General features: G+C 61.9%; 25 protein-coding genes. 13 read left to right on the top strand and 12 right to left on the bottom strand.

The window, feature by feature from the left end:
- Positions 1-3 precede the first annotated feature (3 nt).
- From BUA54_RS14225 to BUA54_RS14210, 4 genes are all read right to left on the bottom strand, one after another.
- Positions 4-978: a TRAP transporter substrate-binding protein gene (locus BUA54_RS14225; protein ID WP_072857927.1), complete on the bottom strand. Its 975-nt coding sequence runs from the start codon at positions 976-978 to the stop codon at positions 4-6.
- Between the two features lie 163 nt (positions 979-1,141).
- The gene (locus BUA54_RS14220; protein ID WP_072857926.1) at positions 1,142-2,788 is read right to left on the bottom strand and encodes a flavin monoamine oxidase family protein; all 1,647 of its coding nucleotides are present in this window, start codon (positions 2,786-2,788) and stop codon (positions 1,142-1,144) included.
- Between the two features lie 64 nt (positions 2,789-2,852).
- Positions 2,853-4,127 carry an NAD(P)/FAD-dependent oxidoreductase gene (locus tag BUA54_RS14215; RefSeq protein ID WP_072857925.1) on the bottom strand — a complete coding sequence of 425 codons (1,275 nt, stop codon included), beginning with the start codon at positions 4,125-4,127 and terminating at the stop codon, positions 2,853-2,855.
- A gap of 212 nt (positions 4,128-4,339) precedes the next feature.
- Positions 4,340-5,677 carry a FliI/YscN family ATPase gene (locus BUA54_RS14210; protein WP_072857924.1) on the bottom strand — a complete coding sequence of 446 codons (1,338 nt, stop codon included), beginning with the start codon at positions 5,675-5,677 and terminating at the stop codon, positions 4,340-4,342.
- A 29-nt stretch (positions 5,678-5,706) separates the two neighbouring features.
- Here BUA54_RS14210 and BUA54_RS14205 point away from each other — a divergent pair, with 29 nt between their 5' ends.
- The 8 genes from BUA54_RS14205 to flhB are packed head-to-tail and all read left to right on the top strand — an operon-like array spanning position 5,707 to position 11,958.
- Positions 5,707-6,150 (top strand): flagellar basal body rod protein FlgB, encoded by a 444-nt coding sequence (locus BUA54_RS14205; protein ID WP_245810688.1) that lies wholly within the window; start codon positions 5,707-5,709, stop codon positions 6,148-6,150.
- Positions 6,151-6,159: 9 nt separating this feature from the next.
- A complete protein-coding gene (gene flgC, locus BUA54_RS14200) occupies positions 6,160-6,570 on the top strand; it encodes a flagellar basal body rod protein FlgC (RefSeq protein WP_072857922.1) in 411 nt (136 codons plus the stop codon).
- A gap of 7 nt (positions 6,571-6,577) precedes the next feature.
- Complete coding sequence (gene fliE / locus BUA54_RS14195; protein ID WP_072857921.1) at positions 6,578-6,904, top strand: flagellar hook-basal body complex protein FliE; 327 nt, start codon at positions 6,578-6,580, stop codon at positions 6,902-6,904.
- A 3-nt stretch (positions 6,905-6,907) separates the two neighbouring features.
- Positions 6,908-7,177, top strand: coding sequence for a flagellar biosynthesis protein FliQ (fliQ, locus tag BUA54_RS14190; protein ID WP_072857920.1), 270 nt, complete (start codon positions 6,908-6,910; stop codon positions 7,175-7,177).
- Positions 7,174-7,998, top strand: coding sequence for a lytic transglycosylase domain-containing protein (locus BUA54_RS14185; protein ID WP_072857919.1), 825 nt, complete (start codon positions 7,174-7,176; stop codon positions 7,996-7,998). The genes fliQ and BUA54_RS14185 overlap by 4 nt, the downstream gene beginning before the upstream one ends.
- The gene (gene flhA / locus BUA54_RS14180; protein ID WP_072857918.1) at positions 7,995-10,076 is read left to right on the top strand and encodes a flagellar biosynthesis protein FlhA; all 2,082 of its coding nucleotides are present in this window, start codon (positions 7,995-7,997) and stop codon (positions 10,074-10,076) included. Before BUA54_RS14185 ends, flhA begins: the two co-directional genes overlap by 4 nt.
- A gap of 3 nt (positions 10,077-10,079) precedes the next feature.
- Positions 10,080-10,835: a flagellar biosynthetic protein FliR gene (locus BUA54_RS14175; RefSeq protein WP_178352756.1), complete on the top strand. Its 756-nt coding sequence runs from the start codon at positions 10,080-10,082 to the stop codon at positions 10,833-10,835.
- Positions 10,836-10,839: 4 nt separating this feature from the next.
- Positions 10,840-11,958 (top strand): flagellar biosynthesis protein FlhB, encoded by a 1,119-nt coding sequence (flhB, locus tag BUA54_RS14170; RefSeq protein ID WP_072857917.1) that lies wholly within the window; start codon positions 10,840-10,842, stop codon positions 11,956-11,958.
- Between the two features lie 3 nt (positions 11,959-11,961).
- On the opposite strand, the gene BUA54_RS14165 is transcribed toward flhB, so the two are convergent.
- From BUA54_RS14165 to BUA54_RS14150, 4 genes are read right to left on the bottom strand one after another with little or no spacing between them, the layout of a single operon-like run.
- The gene (locus tag BUA54_RS14165; protein ID WP_072857916.1) at positions 11,962-12,591 is read right to left on the bottom strand and encodes a MotE family protein; all 630 of its coding nucleotides are present in this window, start codon (positions 12,589-12,591) and stop codon (positions 11,962-11,964) included.
- Positions 12,588-12,977, bottom strand: coding sequence for a hypothetical protein (locus BUA54_RS14160; protein ID WP_072857915.1), 390 nt, complete (start codon positions 12,975-12,977; stop codon positions 12,588-12,590). The genes BUA54_RS14165 and BUA54_RS14160 overlap by 4 nt, the downstream gene beginning before the upstream one ends.
- The gene (locus tag BUA54_RS14155) at positions 12,958-13,905 is read right to left on the bottom strand and encodes a flagellar motor switch protein FliM (RefSeq protein WP_072857914.1); all 948 of its coding nucleotides are present in this window, start codon (positions 13,903-13,905) and stop codon (positions 12,958-12,960) included. Before BUA54_RS14155 ends, BUA54_RS14160 begins: the two co-directional genes overlap by 20 nt.
- Complete coding sequence (locus tag BUA54_RS14150; protein ID WP_178352755.1) at positions 13,902-14,354, bottom strand: flagellar basal body-associated FliL family protein; 453 nt, start codon at positions 14,352-14,354, stop codon at positions 13,902-13,904. The genes BUA54_RS14155 and BUA54_RS14150 overlap by 4 nt, the downstream gene beginning before the upstream one ends.
- A gap of 272 nt (positions 14,355-14,626) precedes the next feature.
- Here BUA54_RS14150 and fliF point away from each other — a divergent pair, with 272 nt between their 5' ends.
- From fliF to BUA54_RS14125, 5 genes are read left to right on the top strand one after another with little or no spacing between them, the layout of a single operon-like run.
- Entirely contained in the window at positions 14,627-16,315 is a 1,689-nt protein-coding gene (gene fliF, locus BUA54_RS14145) for a flagellar basal-body MS-ring/collar protein FliF (protein ID WP_072858043.1), read from the top strand.
- Entirely contained in the window at positions 16,312-16,959 is a 648-nt protein-coding gene (locus tag BUA54_RS14140; protein ID WP_072857912.1) for a FliH/SctL family protein, read from the top strand. Before fliF ends, BUA54_RS14140 begins: the two co-directional genes overlap by 4 nt.
- A 1-nt stretch (position 16,960) precedes the next feature.
- Positions 16,961-17,383: a FliM/FliN family flagellar motor switch protein gene (locus tag BUA54_RS14135; protein WP_084114423.1), complete on the top strand. Its 423-nt coding sequence runs from the start codon at positions 16,961-16,963 to the stop codon at positions 17,381-17,383.
- On the top strand, positions 17,370-18,200 hold the full coding sequence (fliP, locus tag BUA54_RS14130) for a flagellar type III secretion system pore protein FliP (RefSeq protein WP_072857911.1): 831 nt from the start codon (positions 17,370-17,372) through the stop codon (positions 18,198-18,200). Before BUA54_RS14135 ends, fliP begins: the two co-directional genes overlap by 14 nt.
- Before the next feature lie 26 nt (positions 18,201-18,226).
- The gene (locus BUA54_RS14125; protein WP_072857910.1) at positions 18,227-19,279 is read left to right on the top strand and encodes a flagellar motor switch protein FliG; all 1,053 of its coding nucleotides are present in this window, start codon (positions 18,227-18,229) and stop codon (positions 19,277-19,279) included.
- 12 nt (positions 19,280-19,291) lie between these two features.
- Here BUA54_RS14125 and BUA54_RS14120 read toward each other — a convergent pair whose 3' ends face one another.
- From BUA54_RS14120 to BUA54_RS14105, 4 genes are all read right to left on the bottom strand, one after another.
- Positions 19,292-20,122, bottom strand: a complete 831-nt coding sequence (locus BUA54_RS14120; protein ID WP_072857909.1) for a DUF1217 domain-containing protein — start codon at positions 20,120-20,122, stop codon at positions 19,292-19,294.
- Complete coding sequence (locus tag BUA54_RS14115) at positions 20,119-20,553, bottom strand: flagellar biosynthesis repressor FlbT (protein ID WP_072857908.1); 435 nt, start codon at positions 20,551-20,553, stop codon at positions 20,119-20,121. The genes BUA54_RS14120 and BUA54_RS14115 overlap by 4 nt, the downstream gene beginning before the upstream one ends.
- A gap of 1 nt (position 20,554) precedes the next feature.
- The gene (locus BUA54_RS14110) at positions 20,555-20,959 is read right to left on the bottom strand and encodes a flagellar biosynthesis regulator FlaF (protein ID WP_072857907.1); all 405 of its coding nucleotides are present in this window, start codon (positions 20,957-20,959) and stop codon (positions 20,555-20,557) included.
- Between the two features lie 302 nt (positions 20,960-21,261).
- On the bottom strand, positions 21,262-22,203 hold the full coding sequence (locus tag BUA54_RS14105; RefSeq protein ID WP_072857906.1) for a flagellin N-terminal helical domain-containing protein: 942 nt from the start codon (positions 22,201-22,203) through the stop codon (positions 21,262-21,264).
- Positions 22,204-22,251 lie beyond the last annotated feature (48 nt).

Here is a 22,251-nt window from a genome sequence, read left to right as displayed (position 1 = left end):
CGGTCAGTTGGCGCCGTAGGCGTCGAGGATCGCCTTGCCGTCCTCGCCGGTCTGGTCCAGCCACTCCGCCGTCATCGTGTCGCCGATCCCCTTAAGGTCAGCCGACAGCTGCTCTCCGGGTTCGGAGACGGTCATGCCGTTGTCCGCCAGCGTCTTGACGAAGCCGTCAGACAGCTCTGCCGCCTTTTCGGCCCCGCGCGTCCGGGCCGCTTCGGCGGCTGTCGTCACACAGGTCTGAACTTCGGGCGACAGGGCATCGAAGGCGTCGGCATTGGCAAAGATCGTGTTGCGCGGCAGCCATGCCTTCACGTCGTAGAAGTTGCTCACATCTTCCCAGACGCTCTCGTCCACGCCGGTGGAGCCGGAGGAGATCATCGACTCGACGACGCCAGTTGCCAGTGCCTGCTTCAACTCTGCCGCTTCGATCTGGGTGGGCACCATCCCGGCAAGTTCGGCCACACGGGCGGTCGTGGCATTATAGGCGCGGAACTTCACCCCGGACAGGTCGCTCAGGCTATTGGCTTCCTTGTTCAGATAAAGCCCCTGCGGAGGCCATGGCACGGAATAGAGCAACGTCAGGTTCTGATCCGCCATGACCTTCGTCAGGGTCGGCACCGCCGCGGCACGCAACTTTTCCGACGCGTCGAACGACGTCGCCAGGAAGGGTACGGAATCATAGGCAAAGATCGGATCCTCGTTGGCATGGGCCGACAGCAGCCGCTCGCCGATCTCGGCCTCGCCCAGTTGCACCGCGCGCTTGATCTCGTCACCCTTGAACAGCGATCCACCCGGATGCAGCACGATCTCCAGCTCGCCGTTCGAGCAGGTCTTGACCTCGTCGGCAAAGGTCTGGGCGTTCTCGGTATGGTAGTTGTCCGCCGGATAGGCGGTCGGCATGTTCCATGTTTCAGCCAGTGCGGCGGTCCCGGCGGTCGTGGCGATCAGGGCCAGAGCGGACGCGAGTGCGGTGGATTTCATATCTATTTTCCCATGTGTTGGCAGCTTCCCGATGTGGCACTTTCCGCGCTCTTCCGGATGTCGAAGCCCGTTGTGATGCAGTGACGACCGAAACCATTCGGCCAGTCTCCGACCAGACTGTCCGCGATGATCAGGGGTCATGCAAGGCTCTTTCATGCCGGAATCAGGACGGCAGGACGACCGGACCCCAGTCCGCGTACATGTCGCCCGGCCCGGGGTTCGACGCCGGGCTGTGCCCACCGAACTGGGTCATGATGCCCCAGACCGCGTTCAAACCCGTCTGCACGGCCCCTTCGACCCATGCCGGTGTCCAACTGACACCGTCGCCGGCCAGAAAGAGACCGCGCTGGCTGTCCGGCAGGCGGTCCTGCATGAAGTGACCGAAAATTCGGTGGTTGTAACGGTAATGGCCGGGCAGCGCGCCCTTGAAAGCACCAAGGAAATTCTGGTCCGCCTCCCAACTGACGCAGATCGGCGTGCCGCGGATGTGGGACGCGATATTGACACCGGGATAGATCTTGGCCAGCGCCTTCAGTGCCAGATCGACACGCTTGTCCGCAGAGAGTGGCAGGACCTTCAGCGCATCGGTCATCCAGGCATAGGACAGGCAGATGACCGCAGGCTGGTCCGGGCCGTTGTCGAACAGGTACGTACCCCGCGTATGGCGGTCCGTCAGCGTCATCGACAACACCGGCCGGTCGGTGGCCGGATCGAGGTCGTGCCAGAACGGCCGATCCACCATCACGAAGGTCTTTGCCGACTGCATGTAGCGGGTCCGGTCCAGCGCCATCCACAGGTTCTGCGCCAGCAGATCCTCGTCCACCTCGATCGCGGTGGTCAGCAGATGGGTCTGGCACGTGGCCAGGACCGCGTCGTAGGACGCGACGTTCCCCCATTGGTCGGTCACCTGCAGCGCGCCGTCCGTCTGCCGCTGGATGGCTGTGACTCGCGACCGGGTCGTGCCGCCGTTCAGGCTGGCAAGGCTCGTGCCTTCCGGCCAGTGCGCGCAGGGCGGGGCTGCCTTCCACAGCCGCCGCAACACCTGATCCACGCCGCCCACCACCAGATGCTGGTCGTCATCCAGCCCCAGCAAGTTGACCCGCAGGATCTCCAGCATCGAGTTGGGAAAATCCGAATCCCATCCCCCGGTGCCGAATCCCACTTGGCCAAAGACCTCGCGGTGGCGAAAGCTCTGCCCGCGAAATGCCTCCGATCCGGCGATGAAGTCATAGAACGTGCGCTCGTCCCATTGAGAGACGAGCGGGTTCCAGATGGCCTTGATCGCAGCGGGGTCGCGGGCCCTCACGGCGGCCTGCAGGTCCGGAAACGCCGCCTGATCGGTCAGCGCGGCGTCATAGGCACTCGCGATTTCGCGGTAGAGCGGCGGCAGGTCGTCCAGATGCCGGGCAAAGAAGGTCTCGCCCTCCAGATCCACGACGGTAGACCCGGCGGCGATGCTCAACGGGTTCGGAAACGGCCGTGTCTCGCATCCCATCATGTCGAGATAGTGGAAGAATGCGGTCGAGGAGCGCGGGAAGCGCATGCCACCCAGTTCCGCCACGATCCCGTCGGCGCCGTCGAAAGCCTGCGACCGCAGACGTCCGCCAAAGCGAGACGCCTCGTAGACGACCGGGTGCAGGCCCAGCTTCATCAACTCGAAGGCCGCCGTGATGCCTGCGGCACCCGCGCCGATCACGGCGACCCGCGTGCTGTAAGCGTCCTTCGGTATGGAACCCAACCCGTCAGGATGGGCGATCCAGTCATCGTAGGCGAAGGGAAAGTCTGGGCCGAATGCGGTCAGGCGGGACATGGGATAGGGGCTTTCATTATGTCGGCCCCATGCGGTCTGCCCAAAAGCGGCGGCGGACGCAATGTCAGCGGCGGAACCGGGCGGGCGAAAACGGCGACAGATCCAGATCGCCGCTTCGCCCTGCCAGCAAATCCGCCACCGCCTCTGCCGTCCGCGGGGCAGAGACCAGTCCGATGTGCCCGTGGCCGAAGGCATGCACAACATCGGCGCACGCCCTAGAGCGCCCGATCACCGGACGCCCGTCAGGGGTCGATGGTCGGTTGCCCTGCCACCGTTCGACGCTCTGGATGGCGCCGGGCACCGCCAATGCGGGCCACGTGACCTTCAGCGCGCGCAGCAGGATGTCGGCGCGACGCCAATCAGGACTTGCATCCCTCGACGCAAGTTCGACCTGCCCCGACGCCCGGAATCCGCCTTGGGTCGGCGTATTCGCCATCTTGCCGTCTTGCGGCATGACGGGAATTTCCGGCATTGCGACATCGGTCTTCACCTCCACATGATAGCCCCGCTCGCTTTCAAGCGGGATCGGGTCGCCAACCTGACAAGCCAGATCGGCAGAGTGCGCACCGCAGGCAATCACCGCGCCGTCGCAGTCCAGCCTTCCCGCGTCGGTCAGCAATCCAACCAGCCGCCCCTGCCTTACGTCGAACCCTGTGGCGCGACCTTGCAAGAGCTCGGCCCCCTCAACGACCGCTCCATCGACAAGCGCCCTGACGTAATCACCGGGGCTGTGGCAATGGGCGCCGTCCGGCAGGAAAACGCCGAAACGATAGGTCGAAGAAAGACCCGGAGCGCGCTCCTGCAACGCATCTACGGACAGGATGTCCAAGCGAACGCCATGACGTTGTCGCAAGGACCAGACGGTGGAATCGGCCTCAAAGCTCCTTCGGTCGTGATAGGCATAAATCAGACCTTTCCGCTTGATCAGCTCCGGCTGCCCGATCGAAGTCGCAAGCGCCGCATGCCGGTCCTGCGCCCCGTCCAGCAGGGTCGCAAGGGCTGCGGCCGTACGTTCGACGCGAGCCCAGGTTTCGCCCGCCCTGACAAACCGCCAAAGCCAAGGCGCCAGTCGCGGCAGCGATGCCAAACGTATCGTCAGCGGCCCGTTGCTGTCCAACAGGAACCCCGGCACCTTTTTCCACAAGCCCGGCAAGGACACGGGAATGATCGACGCGGGGCTAAGAAACGCTCCGTTGCCATAGCTGGCCGCCTGCACGCCTCCCGGCTGTCCGGGATCGAGGATCGTCACACGACGGCCAACGCGAACCAGTGCCAGCGCCGTTGTCGCCCCAATGATGCCGGCCCCGATGACCGCGATATGTCGGCCACCATCGGTCACGTTTCGCCAATCCCGTCGACGATTTTACCGGCTGTCGTAAAATGCATAGGGACCCAAGTCATGATCTAGGTTGTTACTGCGCGGTCATTTAGCGCTTTGATATCGCTACGCGGTGGATACGGACAACGTGACAAAGCGATCTTTAGCACCTCAGTTCAATGCAGACATTGAAAGCGGCGAAGGTCTGAAAGACACGTCAAGCGGATCGCACATTACGGCCGGATACCCGCCTGATCCAGCAGGGTCGCGACGTCAGAGAATGCTATGTCCGGCGATGTCTGTTCGTGTTTGCGCTGCGACAGGAACGACTCGCAAGGGCCTGCGAAGGCAATCGAGCAGTCCAGTTCGGGATTGCTGCCGCTGCGATAGGCGCCGATGCGGATCAATTCCTCCATGTCGGCATGGGCGGCAAGCGCGCGATGCGCTGCTTTCAGCAGGGTATATTCGACGTCCGAATGACATTCGGGCAAAGTCCGTGAGACGCTGGCGAGCAGATCGATCGCCGGATAGCGCCCCCGCTCGGCGATGCGGCGATCGAGGACGATATGACCATCGGTGATGCCGCGCACCGCATCGGCGATGGGGTCATTCATGTCGTCGCCATCTACCAGGACGGTAAAGATCGCTGTGATGTCGCCCTTTCCCACGGGCCCCGGACCGGCACGTTCCAGCATCTGCGGCAGCTCTGAAAAGACCGTCGGCGGATATCCCTTCGTTGTCGGCGGCTCTCGTGAGGCGAGACCGATCTCGCGCTGCGCCATGGCGAAGCGGGTCACGCTGTCCATCAACAAGAGCACGTGCTGCCCTTGATCCCTGAAATGCTCGGCCACGGCCATCGCGGTCCATGCGGCCTGTCGCCGGGTCAGGGGCGGTTCATCGCCGGTGGCGACGACCAGCACGGCCTTTTCCATCCCTTCCGGACCAAGGTCCGAGGAGATGAAGTCCTGCACTTCGCGACCCCGTTCGCCCACCAGCGCCATCACGGCCACGTCGCATTCTGTATAGCGGGCCAGCATGGCCATCAGAGTGGACTTGCCGACGCCGGAGCCTGCGAAGATGCCAAGACGCTGACCGCGGCACAGGGGTGTGAAGATATCGAGCGCGCGCACGTGCGTCGCCAGTTTCGGCCCGATCCGCTTGCGGTCGAACGCGCTGGGTGGGGAGCCGCGCAGACGGCGCGGCACGTCGCCTTCGGGCAGATGACCCTTGCCATCGAGCGGCGCGGCGGATGCGCTGATGACGCGGCCCTTCCAGCTTTCATCCGGCCGGATGACATCGCGGCCGGGATCGACCTCGACCCTGTCCCCCGCTGCGACCCCCCGCCAGGATCCAAACGGCAGCAGCTCCGTCCCATGGGTTCCAAGACCGACGACCTCTGCTTGAACCGGGCCGGCAGAACCGTGAACGATGCACCGCTCGCCGATGCCGAGGACGCGCTGAAGACCAACCGCGGTCAAGGTGATGCCGGTGATGGCCTCGACTTCACCGTTGATGGCGGCTTCGCCTGCGTTACGCGCAAAGCTTGTCAGCTCGGAAAAGATCGCTTTCATGAATAAATCGCTTTGAGCTACGTCTATTATTGACTTATACAAGAATAAAAGCGGCGGCAGTAAAAAAAATGAACTTATCCAACATTTCTATTTTTGGCTTGGCGTCGGACCGGATGACGTGGCTTGCCGCACGGCAAAAGGTGACGTCGGAAAACGTGGCCAACGCTGGCACACCAAAGTTTCAGTCGCGCGACGTGACATCGTTTGCCGCGATGATCGATGGCAACCGGACCACCGGTTCCGGCCTCGTGGCGACGGACCCGCGGCATATTCCGGGGCTGAGCACGACTTCCGCTGCGGGCATTCGGGAAATGGACGACCCCACCGCAATCCATACCTCGATCAACGGCAATACCGTCAATCTGGAAGAGCAGACAATCCGCGCCGCCGAGACCAGCGACCAATACCGGATGGCCGCGCAGCTTTATCGCAAGAGCTATGACCTGCTCACGATGGCATTGACCGGAAGGTAAGGAGCACGCATGGATCCGCTTCAGTCTATCGCACGCATCGCGGCCAGCGGGATGACCGCCCAGACCGCACGCCTGCGCATCATATCGGAAAACGTGGCCAACGCGGATTCGACGGGCTCGACGCCCGGCGAGGACCCGTTCCGCCGCAAGACGATCAGCTTTGCCGAACTGATCGACCGCGATAGCGGCGCCACCCTGGTGGAAGTGGATCGGATCGGTCGCGATCAGTCCGATTTCCGGCTGGACTACGATCCGTCCCATCCCGCGGCGGACGAGGCCGGTTACGTCAAGCGGCCCAACGTCGAACCGATCATCGAGATGGCCAACATGCGCGAGGCCTCGCGCAACTACGAAGCCAACATGAACATGTTCGAAGCCGGCCGCCGGATGCGCGGCCAGATGCTCGACCTGCTGAAGTGACCCTGCCATGAGCGACCCCACATCCCTCGTCTCCTCCGCCGCCGTTCGCGGGGCATACCGGACGTCCCAATCGATCACGGGGGAAAAAGGTGCGGCCGCGACCGAAGAGTCCAGCCAAAACAATTTCTCCAACATGGTGCGCAGCGCGTCCGAAAATGCGATCGAGACGCTTCGCACGGGAGAGCAGACCGCACAGGCCGGCCTGCGAGGCGAGGCCGACACCCAGCATGTCGTCGAAGCGATGATGGCCATGGAGTCGACCGTCAAGGTCGCCGTTTCGGTGCGTGACCGGTTCGTCGAAGCCTATCAGGAAATTCTGCGGATGCCGATCTAGGCCATGAACGAAACGCAAGCCTACGACATCATTTCCGACACCTTGCTTGCTGTCCTGCTGGCATCGGCGCCAGTCCTTGGCGTGGCGCTCGCCATCGGGCTCGTGATCGCCTTCTTTCAGGCGCTGACGCAGATACAGGAAATGACGCTGACCTTCGTGCCCAAGATCGCGATGATCTTCGTCACGTTGCTGGTCGCGACACCCTTCATGTACGGTACGTTGAAATCCCTGTCCGACAACGTCTTCGACCTTGTCGAAAACGGCGGCTTATGAAGGGGCTGCGCCGTATCCTTCTGGCCGGGTTGACGGGGCTTTGTTGCAGCACCGCCGCATTGGCCGACGGATGGGGGCAGTTCTACGTCTCGTCCCAGCGTCCGACCGGGTCGACCCGCGGTGCGCCGATTGCCGCCGGCAGCGAGGACGGCATCTGCATCAAGGAAATTCTGGCCGCGCAAGCACGCCACGGCATTCCCGACAACATGCTGCTGGCCATCGGCCTGCAGGAGGCCGGCACGCGACGGAACGGTCAGTTCACGGTCTGGCCCTATGCCGTGAATGCCGAAGGCGAAGGCCGGTTGTTCGACAGTCGCGCCGCCGCACTTGACTGGATTGCAGAGCGACAGCGCGCCGGCGTGCGGTCCATCGACGTGGGCTGTATGCAGATCAACATGCGCTGGCATCCCGACGCATTCATGAACGCGGCCCAGGGCTTCGATCCGGCGGTGAACGTCGACTACGCCGCGCGCTTCCTGACGCAATTATATCGTCAGACCGGCAACTGGATGGCTGCTGCGGGGTCCTACCACTCGCAGGAACCGCAATACCGCGACATCTACCTGTCGCGACTGCACAGCAACATCGCCGCCGCCAACGCAAGACTTCCCGAATTCATCGCCATCGCTGGCGGGTCTCCTCCCCGCCGCGCCGCGCCGTCCCCGCAACGCGATGACGGCGGGAACATCGTCGTTGCCCGCGCGACGTGGGGGGCAAGCCTTGGTGGCGCGTCGAACGCACGCATGTCGCTTTATTCGACACAGACGATACAACCGATCCTGCCGACCTATACTTCCTCGCTGTTCGGGCCCGCAGGATGAGCGGGAAGTCCACCATCCTGCCGCAACTCGGCATCTTCCGCGGCAACAAGGACGTCGGCTTTGCAATCGGCATGGCCCTCGTGCTGTCGATCCTGTTCCTGCCGCTGCCGCCGGTGTTGCTGGACCTTGGCCTTGCCGTGTCGCTGTCGCTCAGCGTGCTGATCTTCATGGTGGCACTCTGGATTCCATCGCCGTTGCAATTCAACTCCTTCCCGACGCTGCTGCTGGTCACGACCATGCTGCGCCTGTCGCTGAACGTCGCTTCGACCCGCCTGATCCTCAGTCAGGGGCACATGGGGATGCAGGCCGCCGGCGACGTCATTCAGGGCTTCTCCAAGTTCATCATCGCCGGCAACTTCGTGATCGGCGTAGTGATCTTCGCGATCCTCGTCATCATTAACTTCGTCGTCATCACCAAGGGATCGACCCGTATCGCAGAGGTCGCGGCACGGTTCTCGCTCGACGCGATGCCGGGCAAGCAGATGGCGATCGATGCCGACATGGGTGCCGGTCTGATCGACGAGGACGAGGCCCGCCGGAGGCGCAAGGAACTGGAGGACGAGACGTCCTTTTTCGGCGCCATGGACGGTGCGTCGAAATTCGTGCGTGGCGATGCCGTCGCCGGGCTGATCATCACGATGATCAACGTGATCGGCGGCATCCTCATCGGCGTCGTGCAGCGCGGCATGTCAGTCGGGGATGCGGCCAGCGTCTTTACCTCGCTCACCATCGGCGACGGACTTGTCAGCCAGATCCCGGCCCTCGTGGTGTCGCTGGCCGCCGGTCTGATCGTCACCAAGGGCGGCACGCGCGGTGCGGCCAACGAAGCGGTGATGCAGCAGCTGTCGAACTTTCCCAAGGCGCTCTACATGTCGTCGCTTCTGCTCTTCGGGATCGGTTTGCTGCCGGGCTTTCCCTTGTTCGTCTTCACCCTCCTTGCGGCGGCGATGAGCGGCCTCGGCTATTTCATCCAGATCAACGCCGCCAAGGCGGCCGACCAGAAGACCAAGGCCGACGCCCTCGAGGAACAGAAGAAGGCGGCACCAGAGTCCGACACCAACCCGATGCGCCTCGACGATCTGCGGCTGGTCCTGGGCGAGGGACTTGTCGGACTGGCCAATCGGCCCGATGCGGTGCTGCCCAGCAAGATCAAATCCCTCCGCAAGCACTTCGCCGAGAAATACGGATTCCCCCTGCCATCGGTCCGGATCAAGGACGACCCCAGCCTGCCAATCAACAGCTACGTCTTTCAGGTGCACGGCGTCGATGTCGCCCGCGGCGATATCCGTTCCAACCAAATGATGGTCATTAATCCCGACGGCATCCCGCTGCAACTGCCCGGAGAGCGGACTAAGGAACCGACCTTCGGCCTCGATGCGCTGTGGGTCGACAATGCTGTGGCAAAACAGGCCGAGGACCGGGGCCTGACCGTGGTGGACCCCGAAAGCGTGATCACCACCCACCTGACGGAAGTCGTGAACGAGAACATGGCGGAGCTGCTGACCTACAGCTGCACCAAGGAGGCGATCGACGGTCTGGATCGCAACTACCAGAAACTCGTCAGCGATTTACCCGTCCCCTCGCCCGCCATCATGGTGCAGAAGGTCCTGCAGGAACTGCTGCTGGAGAGGGTGTCGATCCGGAACCTGCCGCTGATCATAGAGGCGATGGCCGAGGCCACCCGTCATACGACCAAGCCTGCCATGATCCTCGAAAATGTCCGCCGCCGCCTGTCGAGCCAGATTTGCCAGGGCTTGCTGGATGATCAGGGCTTCGTCCCCGTCATCACCCTGTCGCCCGCATGGGAGGTGGAGTTCATCGAGGCCATCAAGAGCGTCGGCGATGACCGCAGCTTCGTCATGTCGCCCAAGCGCGTGCAGGAATTCGTGCTGCAGTCGCGCCAGCAAATCCAGCGGTTTGCCAGCGATGACGTCTGGCCCGCCATCATGGTCAATCCAGAGGCGCGATCCTACATCCGTTCGATGCTTGAACGGGTCAGCCCGATGACACCGGTGATTTCCAATGCGGAGATCCACCGCAAGGTGTCATTGCGGACCGTCGCCACCATCGGATCGTAGCAAGTGGATCTGTCCACCCTGCTGACCGGCACGGTCATGGGCTACTTCGCCGTCTTCGCGCGGATCGGGTCCGCCCTTCTATTCATGCCGGGATTTGCCGAAACCTCTGTTCCCGTCCGCCAGCGACTGCTGTTCGGCCTGATTCTAAGCGCGGCGCTTTTCCCCGCCTCCGGCGTCGGCCCCATCGCAGAGGATCGCCCCATCGCACTGCTGTCACTCTTCGGTGCGGAAATCACCGTTGGCCTATGGATCGGACTGGTCGGACGGACGCTGCTGTCGGCCTTGCAGTTCGCGGGCTACCAGATCGCGCTGATGTCCGGCCTCGCCAATGCCCTTGCCCCCAACACCGGGGCGATGGAAGGCGCCACCAGTCTTGCCGCCATGCTGATCGCGGGGGCTACGGCACTGATCTTCATCACCGATCTGCACCATGTCATCATCCGCTCATTGCTGATGTCCTATCAGGTCTTCGCGCCTGGACGCTTCATGCTGGCGGAACTGACCGATCAATTTGCCCGCGCCGTGCAGGTCAGCCTCTATCTCGGGCTGTCGATCGCCGCCCCGTTCTATATCGCCGGGCTGGTCCTGAATATCGGAATGGGGCTGGCGAACAGGATGATGGCAAGCCTCCAGGTGTTCTTCATCGCGCAGCCTGCCTTGATCTTCGTAGGGCTGGCGCTGATGGTGCTGGCGACCCCGACCATGATGCGCGGTTTTCTGGAACCGTTTGCTGATTGGCTGACGACCTACGAGTTCTGATCAGATGTCGGAAGACGACAAGAGTTCGAATACCGAAGAACCGACCGACAAGAAATTGCGGGACGCACGCAAGAAGGGCGATGTGCCGCAATCAAGAGAGACGGGCACCACCATGGTCGTCTTCGCTCTGCTGATGATACTCGTTTTCATTCTTCCCGCCTCGGCCAGCCGCATGGTGGCCGCCTTGCAGAACACACTGCAATCCGCAAGCTTCACTCAGATCGGAACGGACAACGCCGGGTTGGCAGATACGGGCATCGTGCTTGGGCAGTTAAGCCATACGCTGGGCATGGCGATGGTTCCGATCGCATCCGTCATGGTGCTGGCGGCCCTGTTCGGCGTCATGGTGCAGGGCGACACGGTCGTCGCCGCCGAGCGGATCAGGCCGAAACTGTCGAAGCTGAACCCTTTGGCCGGGTTCAAACGTCTGTTTTCGGTCGATGCCTTCGTCGAGTTCCTGAAGAACACCGCCAAGGTTCTGGCAATCTGCTTCATCACCTATCTCGCCGTCCGGGACATTGCACAATCGCTGGCGCAGACGCAGCGCTTCGTCCCCGAAAGCCTTGCCGTTCTCGCGCTGGACAAGGTGCGCTGGATCTTCCTTGTCACCACCGGGATGCTGATCCCGATCGCGGTCGCTGACATCATCTGGAAGCGTTACCAGTGGAAAAAGAAGCAGATGATGAGCCTGAAGGACATCAGGGACGAGAACAAGGACAGCGAGGGTGACCCGCAGATTCGCGCGCGTCGCGCCGATTTGCGACGGGCCCGTGCGCGACAGCGCATGGCGCAGGCAGTGCCGACGGCTAGCGTCATCCTGACCAACCCCACGCATTACGCCGTTGCGCTCAAGTACGAACAGGGGATGGACGATGTGCCGGTCTGCGTCGCCAAGGGTGCGGACCTGATGGCAAAGCGCATCCGCGAACTGGCGGCAGAGCATGACATCCCGATGATCGAGAACCGTCCCCTCGCCCGCGCCCTGCACGCCGCCGTCGAGGTGGATCAGCGCATACCGGTGGAACACTGGCAAGCCGTCGCCGAAATCATCGGCTACGTGATGGACATGCGTCGCAATGTCCGCCGCAAGCCACCGGCCGGGTCCACCCTGCGACAGGACTAGCGCCTAACGCAGACGCAGCCCTTCGAGGTTGCGGTCCGCGGGCAGCTTGGATCGTTCGAGAAGGATCTTCGTGATCAGCCGCGCCCGGACCAGACTGAACGATCCCATGATCTGCGCGGCGTCACGCTCTGCCATGGCCCCGATCACCTCGACCGCCGTCTCGATGTCGATTTCGTCCATGATACCGGCGGCAACCTGCGGTTTCATGTTGCGATAAAGCTCGACCAGTTTCGCCATGTCCTGGTCTTTGGCGCCCTGAATGACACCCAGCTGTGCGGCAATTTCGTCCCGCGTCTTGGACAGGCGTGTCTGCTCGGCCCGCAGACTTTCTTCTGCCAGCGCAAGGCGCGCCTGTTCGTCCGCGATCTCCTGCCGCTGCGAAATCAGCAGCGCGCGTTCCTCGGCGATCGCGTCGGCGATCACCTGGCTTGGCTCGCAGACATTGCTGTCGATGATGTCGCCGGTGGGTCGTCCGGTCATAGGCAGATCGGCACCGACTTCCGGTGCTGGTACCTCGCTGTCAGTTGCGGCCTCCGCAATCGCGGCCATCGGCATCAGGTCAACCGACAGCTTCATCATGCCCGCAACACCAAGGCCGAGGACGATGACCTTCGGAAGCGAAAGAAATCTCATTTTTTACGCTCCTTGGTGATGTCGAAGAATGTGCGGACAAGGTCGGATTTGCCCGGCACCGGCGTCTGCCATTGCACGGGATCGTTCGCGCGCAATCGGGCCGCGCGCTGCTGCGCCGGGGTCAGTTCCGCCGAGGCGGCAGTGCGGACCGTTTGCGGAACCACTTGCGCGGCAGCCACTGCCTGCCGTGCCGCTTCGCTCAGATCGCGCATATCTTCGACCGACCGGGTCGTCCGGTCGACGGCATTGGAAAAGGCGCTGACCATGGGTTCCATGTCCCGCAGCGTCGCCATCAGCTTGCGCATCCGACGGTCCAGAACCACGGCATAGGTCAGCGTCCCGACCAGCAGGGCCATGATGACGATATCAATCACTGCCGACGTCATCCTGCCCTTCCTTCAATTCCGCCTTCGGCAGCAGTGATCGAATGACGCGCAGCGCCAAGGCGCCGTTGTTCCGCTGCCCGAAGGAGGCATGGAACATCGGCTGTGCGTTGACCATGCCAAAGACCGGCGTGTCGATCGTCATCCCAAGGTCGATCACATCGCCCACGGACCAGTTCAGCACTTCGTGCAGGGGAAGCGAAATTTCCTGCATCATACCGGTCACCGTGACATTCGTCCCCGAAATCTGCGCATTCATGTCGCTGCGCGAACCGCTGTCGCCCCCAAGCCGACCCCCAAGGAACGGTTGACCCAGCTTGGCACTGACATCGTCCAGCGTGCCATAGGGCAGGACGAGGGTGATATGGCCGCTGCGATCCTCGAACTGCAGTTTCAGCCTGATCCGAAGCGTCGCCGTGCGCGGCGCTGCCAACAAGATCGACCGGGGGTTCGATTCAAGCGTCTGGGTCTCGAAGCGCACGGGAATGATGTCGGAAAAGCTGGTCGCAAGCGTCGTCAGGCAGAGGTCGGCAAGCTGCCGTCCCAACTTCTGCTCAATCGCCGTCAGGTTACGGGGTGTCCAGCTGCGAGAGGTTGCACGCCGCCCTCCCAGCATGATCTCGAGGACGGAAAACAGCAGGTCCGGTTCGATTACGCAGGCCAGCTGGCTGTCCCAGGGATCGGCCGCCGCGACGGCGATCAGCGACGGCGACAGGACCGCTTCCATCGCATCCTCGTAAGGAAGGTAGTCCAGCGCGGCCAGCTCGATTTCCGGCGCGATGGTGCAATATGCCTTCATCTGGGGCACGAGCGCAAGCAGGAAGCGATCGACGATGATTTCAAGCGTCGGCAACCGCTCGAAGTTTTCGCGCGCGTGGCGGATCATTGCCTCCTCCAGCGATTCCGCCGCGATGTTCCTTGCCTCGTTCATTGCACCACCATGTCCGCGATCAGGATTTCGACAGGGGCATCCGTATGGCCGACGGCGCGGGCACGGCGCAGCAGTTCGGTCTTGATCATGGCGAGCCCCTGGCTGCCGCGGATGTCGGCAACCTCCAGCTGGCGCAGGAAATCCTGAAACGTATCGCGCAGGTATATTTCGCGGCTGACCAGACGGTCCGCACCGTCCTGCGTGTCGTCGAACACCAGCAGCATGTTTAGCTTCAGGAAACGACTGGTTTGGCGCCCGTTTGCGCCGGTTTCCGTCACGTTAACGATCAGTTCCGGAAAGGGCATGACCGGCATCTGCCCCACATCAGCGGCGGCCTCGACCGGACCGCTGGCGTCTTCGCCGTGCGCGGGCGCTTCCCCATTGTCACCTTCATCGGCGGCAGAGTCAGCCGCCCCCGCATCCGGACCCAGACCGGCAAAATGCATCATTGCGTCCGTCCCGACGGCAAGCGTTGCCCCGGCGATACCGGCAAGACCGCATAGAAGACCGACAGCAAGGATTACCAAGACCTTTTTCATAAGCTAAGCTTTAATAACAACCGCTGAGCATCGCTACCACCAAGAACAAACAAATTTAAAAGCGGACCATACTGCAACAGTAACATGAATAATTGCGTCCGATGACAAGCATAAAATTGAATATGCTTGCAATTTACGCCGCGACGCGGGAACTTCGGCTCAAAACAGCGATGCGAGGGTGCGTGCGTCAGATTATCGACAACCTGAAAGGCCTGGGTCCGCAACGTCTGGCCGTGCTGGGCGGCGTCGGCATTGCCGTCATCGCTGTGGTCATGATCGGGATGCGCACGATCTTCGCGCCGACCTATGTGCCGCTTTACAGCCAGCTGTCCCCCGGCACCGCATCGCAGATGATGCAATCGCTGGAACAGGCAGGGCTGACGGTCGATCTGTCGCGTAACGGCGACACGATCTCGGTTGCCGAAGACGATATCGCGCGCGCCCGGATGGCGCTGGCCGACGCGGGTCTGCCGGGCGAAGGCGTGCCGGGTTGGGAGATCTTCGACAACATGTCCGGCATGGGCATGAACACCTTCATGCAGAACGTGAACCGGCTGCGCGCGCTCGAAGGCGAACTGACCCGGTCCATCCAGACGATCAACGGCATCAAGGCCGCGCGCGTGCACCTCGTTCTGCCGGAACGCGCCGCATTCTCGAGAGAGCGGTCTCAGGCAAGCGCCTCCGTCATCGTGCGCACCGCTGCGAACACGACGCTGTCGCGCGATCAGGCGCAGTCCATCCAGGCGCTCGTCGCTTCCGCGGTGGCCGACCTTGACGCCCAGAACGTGACGATCCTCTCCGCCACGGGCGAGACGATCCTTGCCAAGGAAAATGCGGGCGGATCAGACTACTCCTTGCAAAGTCAGCGTGGCGCGATCGAAGAACAGCTGGCGCAGAAGGTTGAAGCCATCCTGAACGCCCGGGTCGGGACAGGCAATTCGCGGGTGCGCGTCAGCGTCGATCTGACGACCGAACGCGAACGGCGGGTGACCCAAAGCTTCGATCCGGATCAGCAGGTCGCCCGTTCCACCGAAACACGGGCGCGGAATTCCAGCGAAGCCGAAAACGCCGCAGGCACCGTCGATGTCGGCAACAACATTCCGGCCGAACTGCGCGATGCAAACGCAGCGGGTGGCGGCCAGTCGACGCGAAACGAGAACGACGAGATCGTGAACTACGAGATCGGCTCGGTCGAAAGCGAGCTGACCCGCGAACCCGGCGATATCGAACGCGTGTCCGTAGCGGTCCTCGTGAATGGAAGCTACGGGACCCTGCCCGATGGATCGCAGGGGTATATCGAACGATCGCCCGAGGAAATGGCGACCCTGACACGGCTCGTCACGACCGCCGTGGGTTTTGACGAAAGCCGTGGCGATCAGGTGCAGGTCGACAGCCTCGAATTCCTGAATTACGAAACCGACTTCAGCAGTTTCCCCGGGCGTGGTCTGGGCACGATCCTTGCCGACAACGCCATGGCAATCCTGCGCGCCCTGTTCGCGCTCGCCTTCATCGCGATCGTCATGCTGTTCGGCGCCAGACCACTGCGTCTGATCCTCGACGCGACCTCTCCCACGCCAGCCTTGGCCGGTGCAGGCGGCGACGCATCCATGCTGGCCGGCCCCACGGGCAGCGCGCCACGCGCCATCGGCGCGAGCGGTGCACAGGACCGGTTGCCCGCGCCGCAGGCCAGCATGTCGCGCGAGCTCGTCGTGGCAGGGCAGGATGGATCGCATGAGATGGTTCAGCTTGCCTCTGTCGACGGGACGGTGCGTCAAAGCCAGATCAAGACTGCCGTCGTTCTGGCGCAAGAGGATTCCGATGCCGCCCTCCGGGTGCTGGGTCAATGGCTTGCAGAAAAGGATGTCAGATGATCTCTGCCTTGAAGCTTCGCAATTTCGACGACAACGGCTCGACATCCTCCCACGACCCGGATCAGCCCTCCCGCGAGGATGTCGCGAAACTTGTCGCAAAAGCCAGGGAAGAAGGCCGGATCAGCGGCTATCTGGCAGGCGCCGAAGACGGTCGCAACGAAATGCTGCGGACCACCCAGGCGACGCAGGCAGAGATCTGGGACAATCTTGCCCGGCAACTGGCCGATCTGGCCGCCACATCCGCCGCCCAGCAAGAGGCCCTGGTCGGGCAAATCGTCGGCTTCACGCTCCAGACCTGCGAGATCGTCTTTCCGGAACTGATCGAAACCATGTCGGTCGCGCGGGTCAGGAAGATGGCGCTGCAGTCGCTGAAGATGGCCATCGGTTCCACCCGTATACAGGTCCGACTTTCGCCTGCGACGCTCGCCGAAGTCGGACCGGAACTGCAGGCACGGGCGAGCTACTACAGGTGCGCCAACGCGCTGGACCTGAAGGCGGACCCTGACCTTGCCGATGGCGATGCCCGGATGACATGGGACCATGGCAGCCTCGACTACGGGTTCCGCAAGATCTGTGACCGCCTGCTGACCGAATTGCGCGAAACCCACAAGAGAGCAGTAGAAGCTCAGACCAGGAATGACTGACATGCAAAAGCTTGACCGGAAAGATGCCGAGACCGGCGCGCAGACCGATGCGGACGCGACGACATCGGCACCACAGGAAAGCGAAGCGCCCCTTGCAGGCGAAAGCGCGGTATTCCCTCATCTCGACGCCGACGACATCGAAAACGCGCTGACGGCCCTGCCTGAAGAAGGCAGCGCCGGCATGAATGCGATGCTGAACGTTCGTTTGGACGTGCAGGTCGTCCTCGGTCAGGCGCGGATGCCGATTTCCCGCCTGCTGGAACTGACCCGCGGATCGATCGTAGAGTTGAACCGCAAGATCGGTGCACCCGTCGATCTGATGGTCAGCGGCCGTCTGGTGGCGCGCGGCGATCTCGTCAAGGTGGGTGAGGATCGCCTTGGCGTGTCCCTGACCCAGATCGTCAAGGATTATGTCCCTGAATGACGTGCTGAAGCCCCGCTTCGCATGGGCGATGCGTTTGCTGCTGGCGGGCACCCTCGTGCTGGCCGGCGTCGGCATGGCGCACGCTCAGGATGGCGGGTTTCTAAGCACGTTGTCCGACGCCATCGGCAACGCCGATCCCGGAAGCGACGAAAACGCCAACCTGTCCGGCAGGATCATTCAGTTCATCGCACTGGTCACGGTGCTGAGCATCGCGCCCGGACTGCTGGTCGTGATGACCAGTTTCACCCGCTTCGTCATCGTGCTGTCGATGTTGCGTTCGGCACTGGGCCTGAACCAGACACCCCCCAACATTGTCCTGACATCGCTTGCGCTGTTCATGACCTTTTTCGTGATGCAACCGGTCTTCGAGGATGCCTACGACGGCGGCGTCGTGCCGCTTCTCGAAAACACCCTTGCCGAAGAACAGGCCATCGCCCGTATTGCAGAGCCATTTCAGGCTTTCATGTTCGTCAATACGCGGCCCGTGGACTATGCCTTGTTCCAGAACATCGCCGCGGGCGACGACACGGAACCGGTCCTGCCGGAGGTTGCGTCGGAAGCATCGTTCCGCGTCCTTGTCCCCGCCTTCATGATCTCGGAGCTGCGACGCGCCTTCACGATCGGTTTTCTGATCTATCTGCCGTTTGTCGCCATTGACCTGATCGTCGCCTCCGTCCTCATGAGCGCCGGCATGATGATGTTGCCGCCGGTCCTGATTTCGCTTCCGTTCAAGGTCATCTTCTTTGTCCTGATCGACGGCTGGTACATGCTGGCCGGATCGCTCATTGAAAGTTATGCGCCGCTGGCAGGCGGCTGACGTCCCTCATCGATAAGGATTGCCCGATGTCCACCGACACGCAGACCGAAGGACGCAAAGCGCCAGGCACCGTCAGGAAACTGCGCGGTCCGACAAAGGCCGCCATTACCTTCCTATGCCTAGGCGAGGAAGCCGGCTCTGCCCTCATGCAGAAGCTGAGCAGTGCGGAAATCGAGCGTGTCACCATGGCGATGAGCCGGCTGGGGCCAATTCCCGCCAGCATCGTCGAAGATGTCCTGAGCGAGTTTACCGAAGGGGTCATCAGCGGGTCGAGTTCTGTCGTCGGATCGATCTCTGCCGCTGAGTCGATGCTGCGCAAGTTCCTGCCGGACGATCAGGTCGCGACGATCATCAAGAACGTTCGCAGCAATACCCGAGAGACCGAGATCTGGCGCAACCTCGGCGCATTGAACGAGACCGTCATCGCGAACTATCTGAAAGGCGAACACGATCAGACCGCGGCGGCCATCCTGAACAACATCGACACCGGCGTCGCGGCAAAGGTCCTGCCGCTGCTGGGTCCGGAACGGATGCAGGATATCGCTGAACGCATGATCGCGATGGAAGCGGTTCCAATGCATATGATGCAGCAGATCGAAGAGACGCTGAAACAGGACATCATGTCCGATACCGTCCACAAAAGCTCTGCCGAGACGCATCAGCGCATGGCGGACCTGTTCAACAAGCTGGATGTGCAGGCCTTCGCACAACTGGCGATCGCCCTTGATCGCCGCCTTCCCGAAACCTTTCAGTCGATCAAGCAGCGGATGTTCGTTTTCGAGGATCTGATCAAGCTGAACATGCAGGATCTGGCGCAGGTCATGCGCGGCCTCGACGGCAATACCCTGCCACTTGCGATGCGCGGTGCGCAAAAGGATCTGCGCGATCATCTGATGGCCTGCCTGCCGCAACGCTCGCGCCAAATGTTGATGGACGAGATGGAAGCGACCGGCCTCGTGCGTGGCCGCGACGTGCGCACGGCTCAGGCCGCGATGGTGGACTATGCCAAAAGCTTGGCGGACGAAGGCATCATCGAACTGCCGTCCAACTCGGACGAAGAGGATGACGAGCTGTTCTAGGGGCCTGCGCGGTCAGCGATAGGCGTTGTATCCCGTGCGCGCGATGGACGGGATATCGATCGTGACGATGGCGTAGCTGCCACCCTGTCCCGCCGCCACGGCACCCTGCATCAAGGTCAATGCCGGGCTGCTTTGCTGCGGGCCGACCCCCTCGATCACATCGTAAACTGCCGCGAATCGGGAAATGAGCTTGTCGACTTCCGCCGGGTCCTTGAACTTCGCGATGTCGAACTTCTGTGCAAAGATCTCGGCCTGCCGATCGATATCGACGCCGATGACGGCATCTGGCACGCCAAGCGCGCGGCGCATGAACTTGCCAAGATCCCTGTCCTTCAACACGTCGAACCAGCTATTGATCCCGGAGGCCTTGGCCTTGAAATCAAGGGCCAGACCCGCGCCCTCGTTATCCTCGGCTGCATTGTTCAGAACGATGCGTTCCTTGAACCGGTCAATCATGTTCGCCTGCCAGTCGGGATCGGCAAGGTTCGCACTCCCCCCGCCGCCCGGCGCGAAGCCCAGGGTCTTGTACATCGTCTTGATGTTTTGATCCGTCAGCCGGTTCACCAAGGCCCCGCTGTCGCTAATATCGCTTTCCAGCGTCTTCCGGATCAGTGCCTTGCCAAAAATCTGATCTTCGAGGTCGAAAGCCCGCATCACGAAGGTATAGACCTCCGTGTCCGCGATCAGTTCCTTTGCGGACCCGATCGAACCGATCCGCTCGCTGAATGCGGCGATCTGGCGCGCACTCAACGCGTCTCGTGCCACCAGATCGATCTGCTTGTCGCGGGTGGCCTCGAACAACTTGATGCCAAGCTGCGTTCCAAGCCCCCCGAGAGAGATCATGCCTGCGCCATGGCCTGCTGCTGCGGCGGCGCGACACGGTGCACGGGGCGCATCTTCAACAATTCGGCCTCATAACGCAGGACGACGCGCATCTCGCTCATCGCCTTGTAGTAATCGCCGGTGCTGACGTAATTGGCGGCGAACATCACGCGGTTGCACATCTCGGACCCGAAGCAGCAGGCCAGATCGGCCAGACCTTTCTGGATCGCCGTCACAGCCTGATCCCGCGTTTCCGGCCGGATCAAGGCCGTCTGCATCAGGAAATAGACCTTGGACACCGGCGTCGCCTGCGCCTCTGCTTTCAGCAGATCGGACTCCCGCACGATGTCGGCACGGTTCTCGACCGTCAGCGCCTGACGACGATCCCCGTTCCGAATGACGCAACCGTTCACGACGACACGTTCATGTGGCTTGAGTGTCAATTTCAACATCTCACACCTCCCGCACGGCGGGTGCGGCCTGACCGGCCAGCCCGGCTGCGATGTTTGCGTTCACGTCGATCAGCGCCGACAGACGTCCCTGCCCTGCCATCAAGGCAAAGGTCTGGCGGTCGACCCAGAGCGCAAGGGAGATCAACGATGCCTTCAGGGTATCCGGCATCGCATTGCCGGGTTCGGCAAGATCATAGCGCAGGGCCGCCCAGAACCGCTGGTTTTCATAAAGGCTGTCGCGCAGGCCGGCGGCAAGGATCGACAATCGGCCCTCGCTCGACTCGCTGGCATCGAAGCCCTTTCCCGTACGGGTCAGATCGTAGGTCACGCGCGAAAGTATGCGACGCTCGATCTGCCGAGGCGTCTCGCTTTCGCGGATCGTCTTCTTGTAGGCGGCTAAGCTCATCGATGTGCCTCGTTTCTTGTCTTTTTATGTTTGGGGCCAGTCTGACCTGACAACCCTATTGCCCGCAATTGAAATTGGAATCGAAGACCTGAATTTTTCTCTGTTGCGCTGAATGTTCAATGAATTGCGCTTCGACAGATAAGGAGGCCATGATCAACACTTCGCAATTCACGATTCGCGCTGTTGGTCCAACTAGAACATTCAGAGCTTCAATTCCTGAAAGCAGAAAACCATTTTGTCCCTGCCTTCAGTGACCCGGCCCCGATTGAGTGGGGCCGGGCCATTGTGCGGTTCGCCTTGGCTTAGCGGAACAGGCTCAGGATGTTCTGCGGGGACTGGTTTGCGATGGACAGCGACTGCGACGCCAGCTGCTGCTGCACCTGAAGCGCCTGCAGACGTGCCGCTTCCTCTTCCATGTTGGCATCGACCATCGCGCCGACACCGCTGTCGAGGTTGTCCGTCAGCTTGGTCAGGAACGCCTGCTGGTTTTCAACGGACTTCATCCCGACGCCCAAGGTGGTCGAGGATGTGATCGCCTCGTCAAGCAGACTTTCAACGGCCGTCAGCGAGTTTGCGAGGTAGGTCTGACCAGCAGCTTCACTCGTACCGGCGGCCGCGTCGAAGCCGGTCTTGAAGGCTGTGGCGATTGCCTCGAAGTCAGAATAGGTCCGGGTCAGATCGACGCCGTCCACTTTCATCGTGGTGGCCGCAACACCAGATGCGCTACGCGTCAGACCCGTTACGACGGACAAAGAACGCGCCCCCTCGGTCGTAACCGCCGCGGTGCCGATCGTGCCATCGGCAGCAATGGCTGACGCGGTTGCGACCGTGTTGCCGGACCCGATCAGGTCGTCACCGTTAAAGGTCGCCTGCTTGATGGAGGCATTCATTTGCTTGACGATTTCGTCCAGCTCGTTCTTGACGTCATCGACGCTGCCATTGCCGCCTTGAGCAAAGGCAACCCGCTCGGAAAACTGGCGCGCCAGGTCCTTGAAAGAATCGGCGCCGACGTGAGCGGTGGCGAGCGAGTTCTTGGTCAGCGTCAGGCTTTCGTTGATCGACTTCGTCATGCCGCTGTCGCCCTTCATCGTTTCCGAGATGGCGAAATAGGCGGCGTTGTCCTTGGCGGAATTGACCTTCATGCCGGTCGAAATCCGATTCTGGGTTTCACCAAGGTTGTTATTCACACTCCGCAGCGTCTGCAGTGCGTTCATTGCGGAGTTGTTGGTAAGGATCGAAGACATCGTGTATTCCAGACTATTCTTAGTACATCATGTCGTCATTCTGACGAC

It is taken from the genome of Loktanella atrilutea, assembly GCF_900128995.1.
Classification (GTDB): domain Bacteria; phylum Pseudomonadota; class Alphaproteobacteria; order Rhodobacterales; family Rhodobacteraceae; genus Loktanella; species Loktanella atrilutea.
Note: the sequence above shows the minus strand (reverse complement) of the source record. Positions and strands in the feature narration are given on the sequence as shown.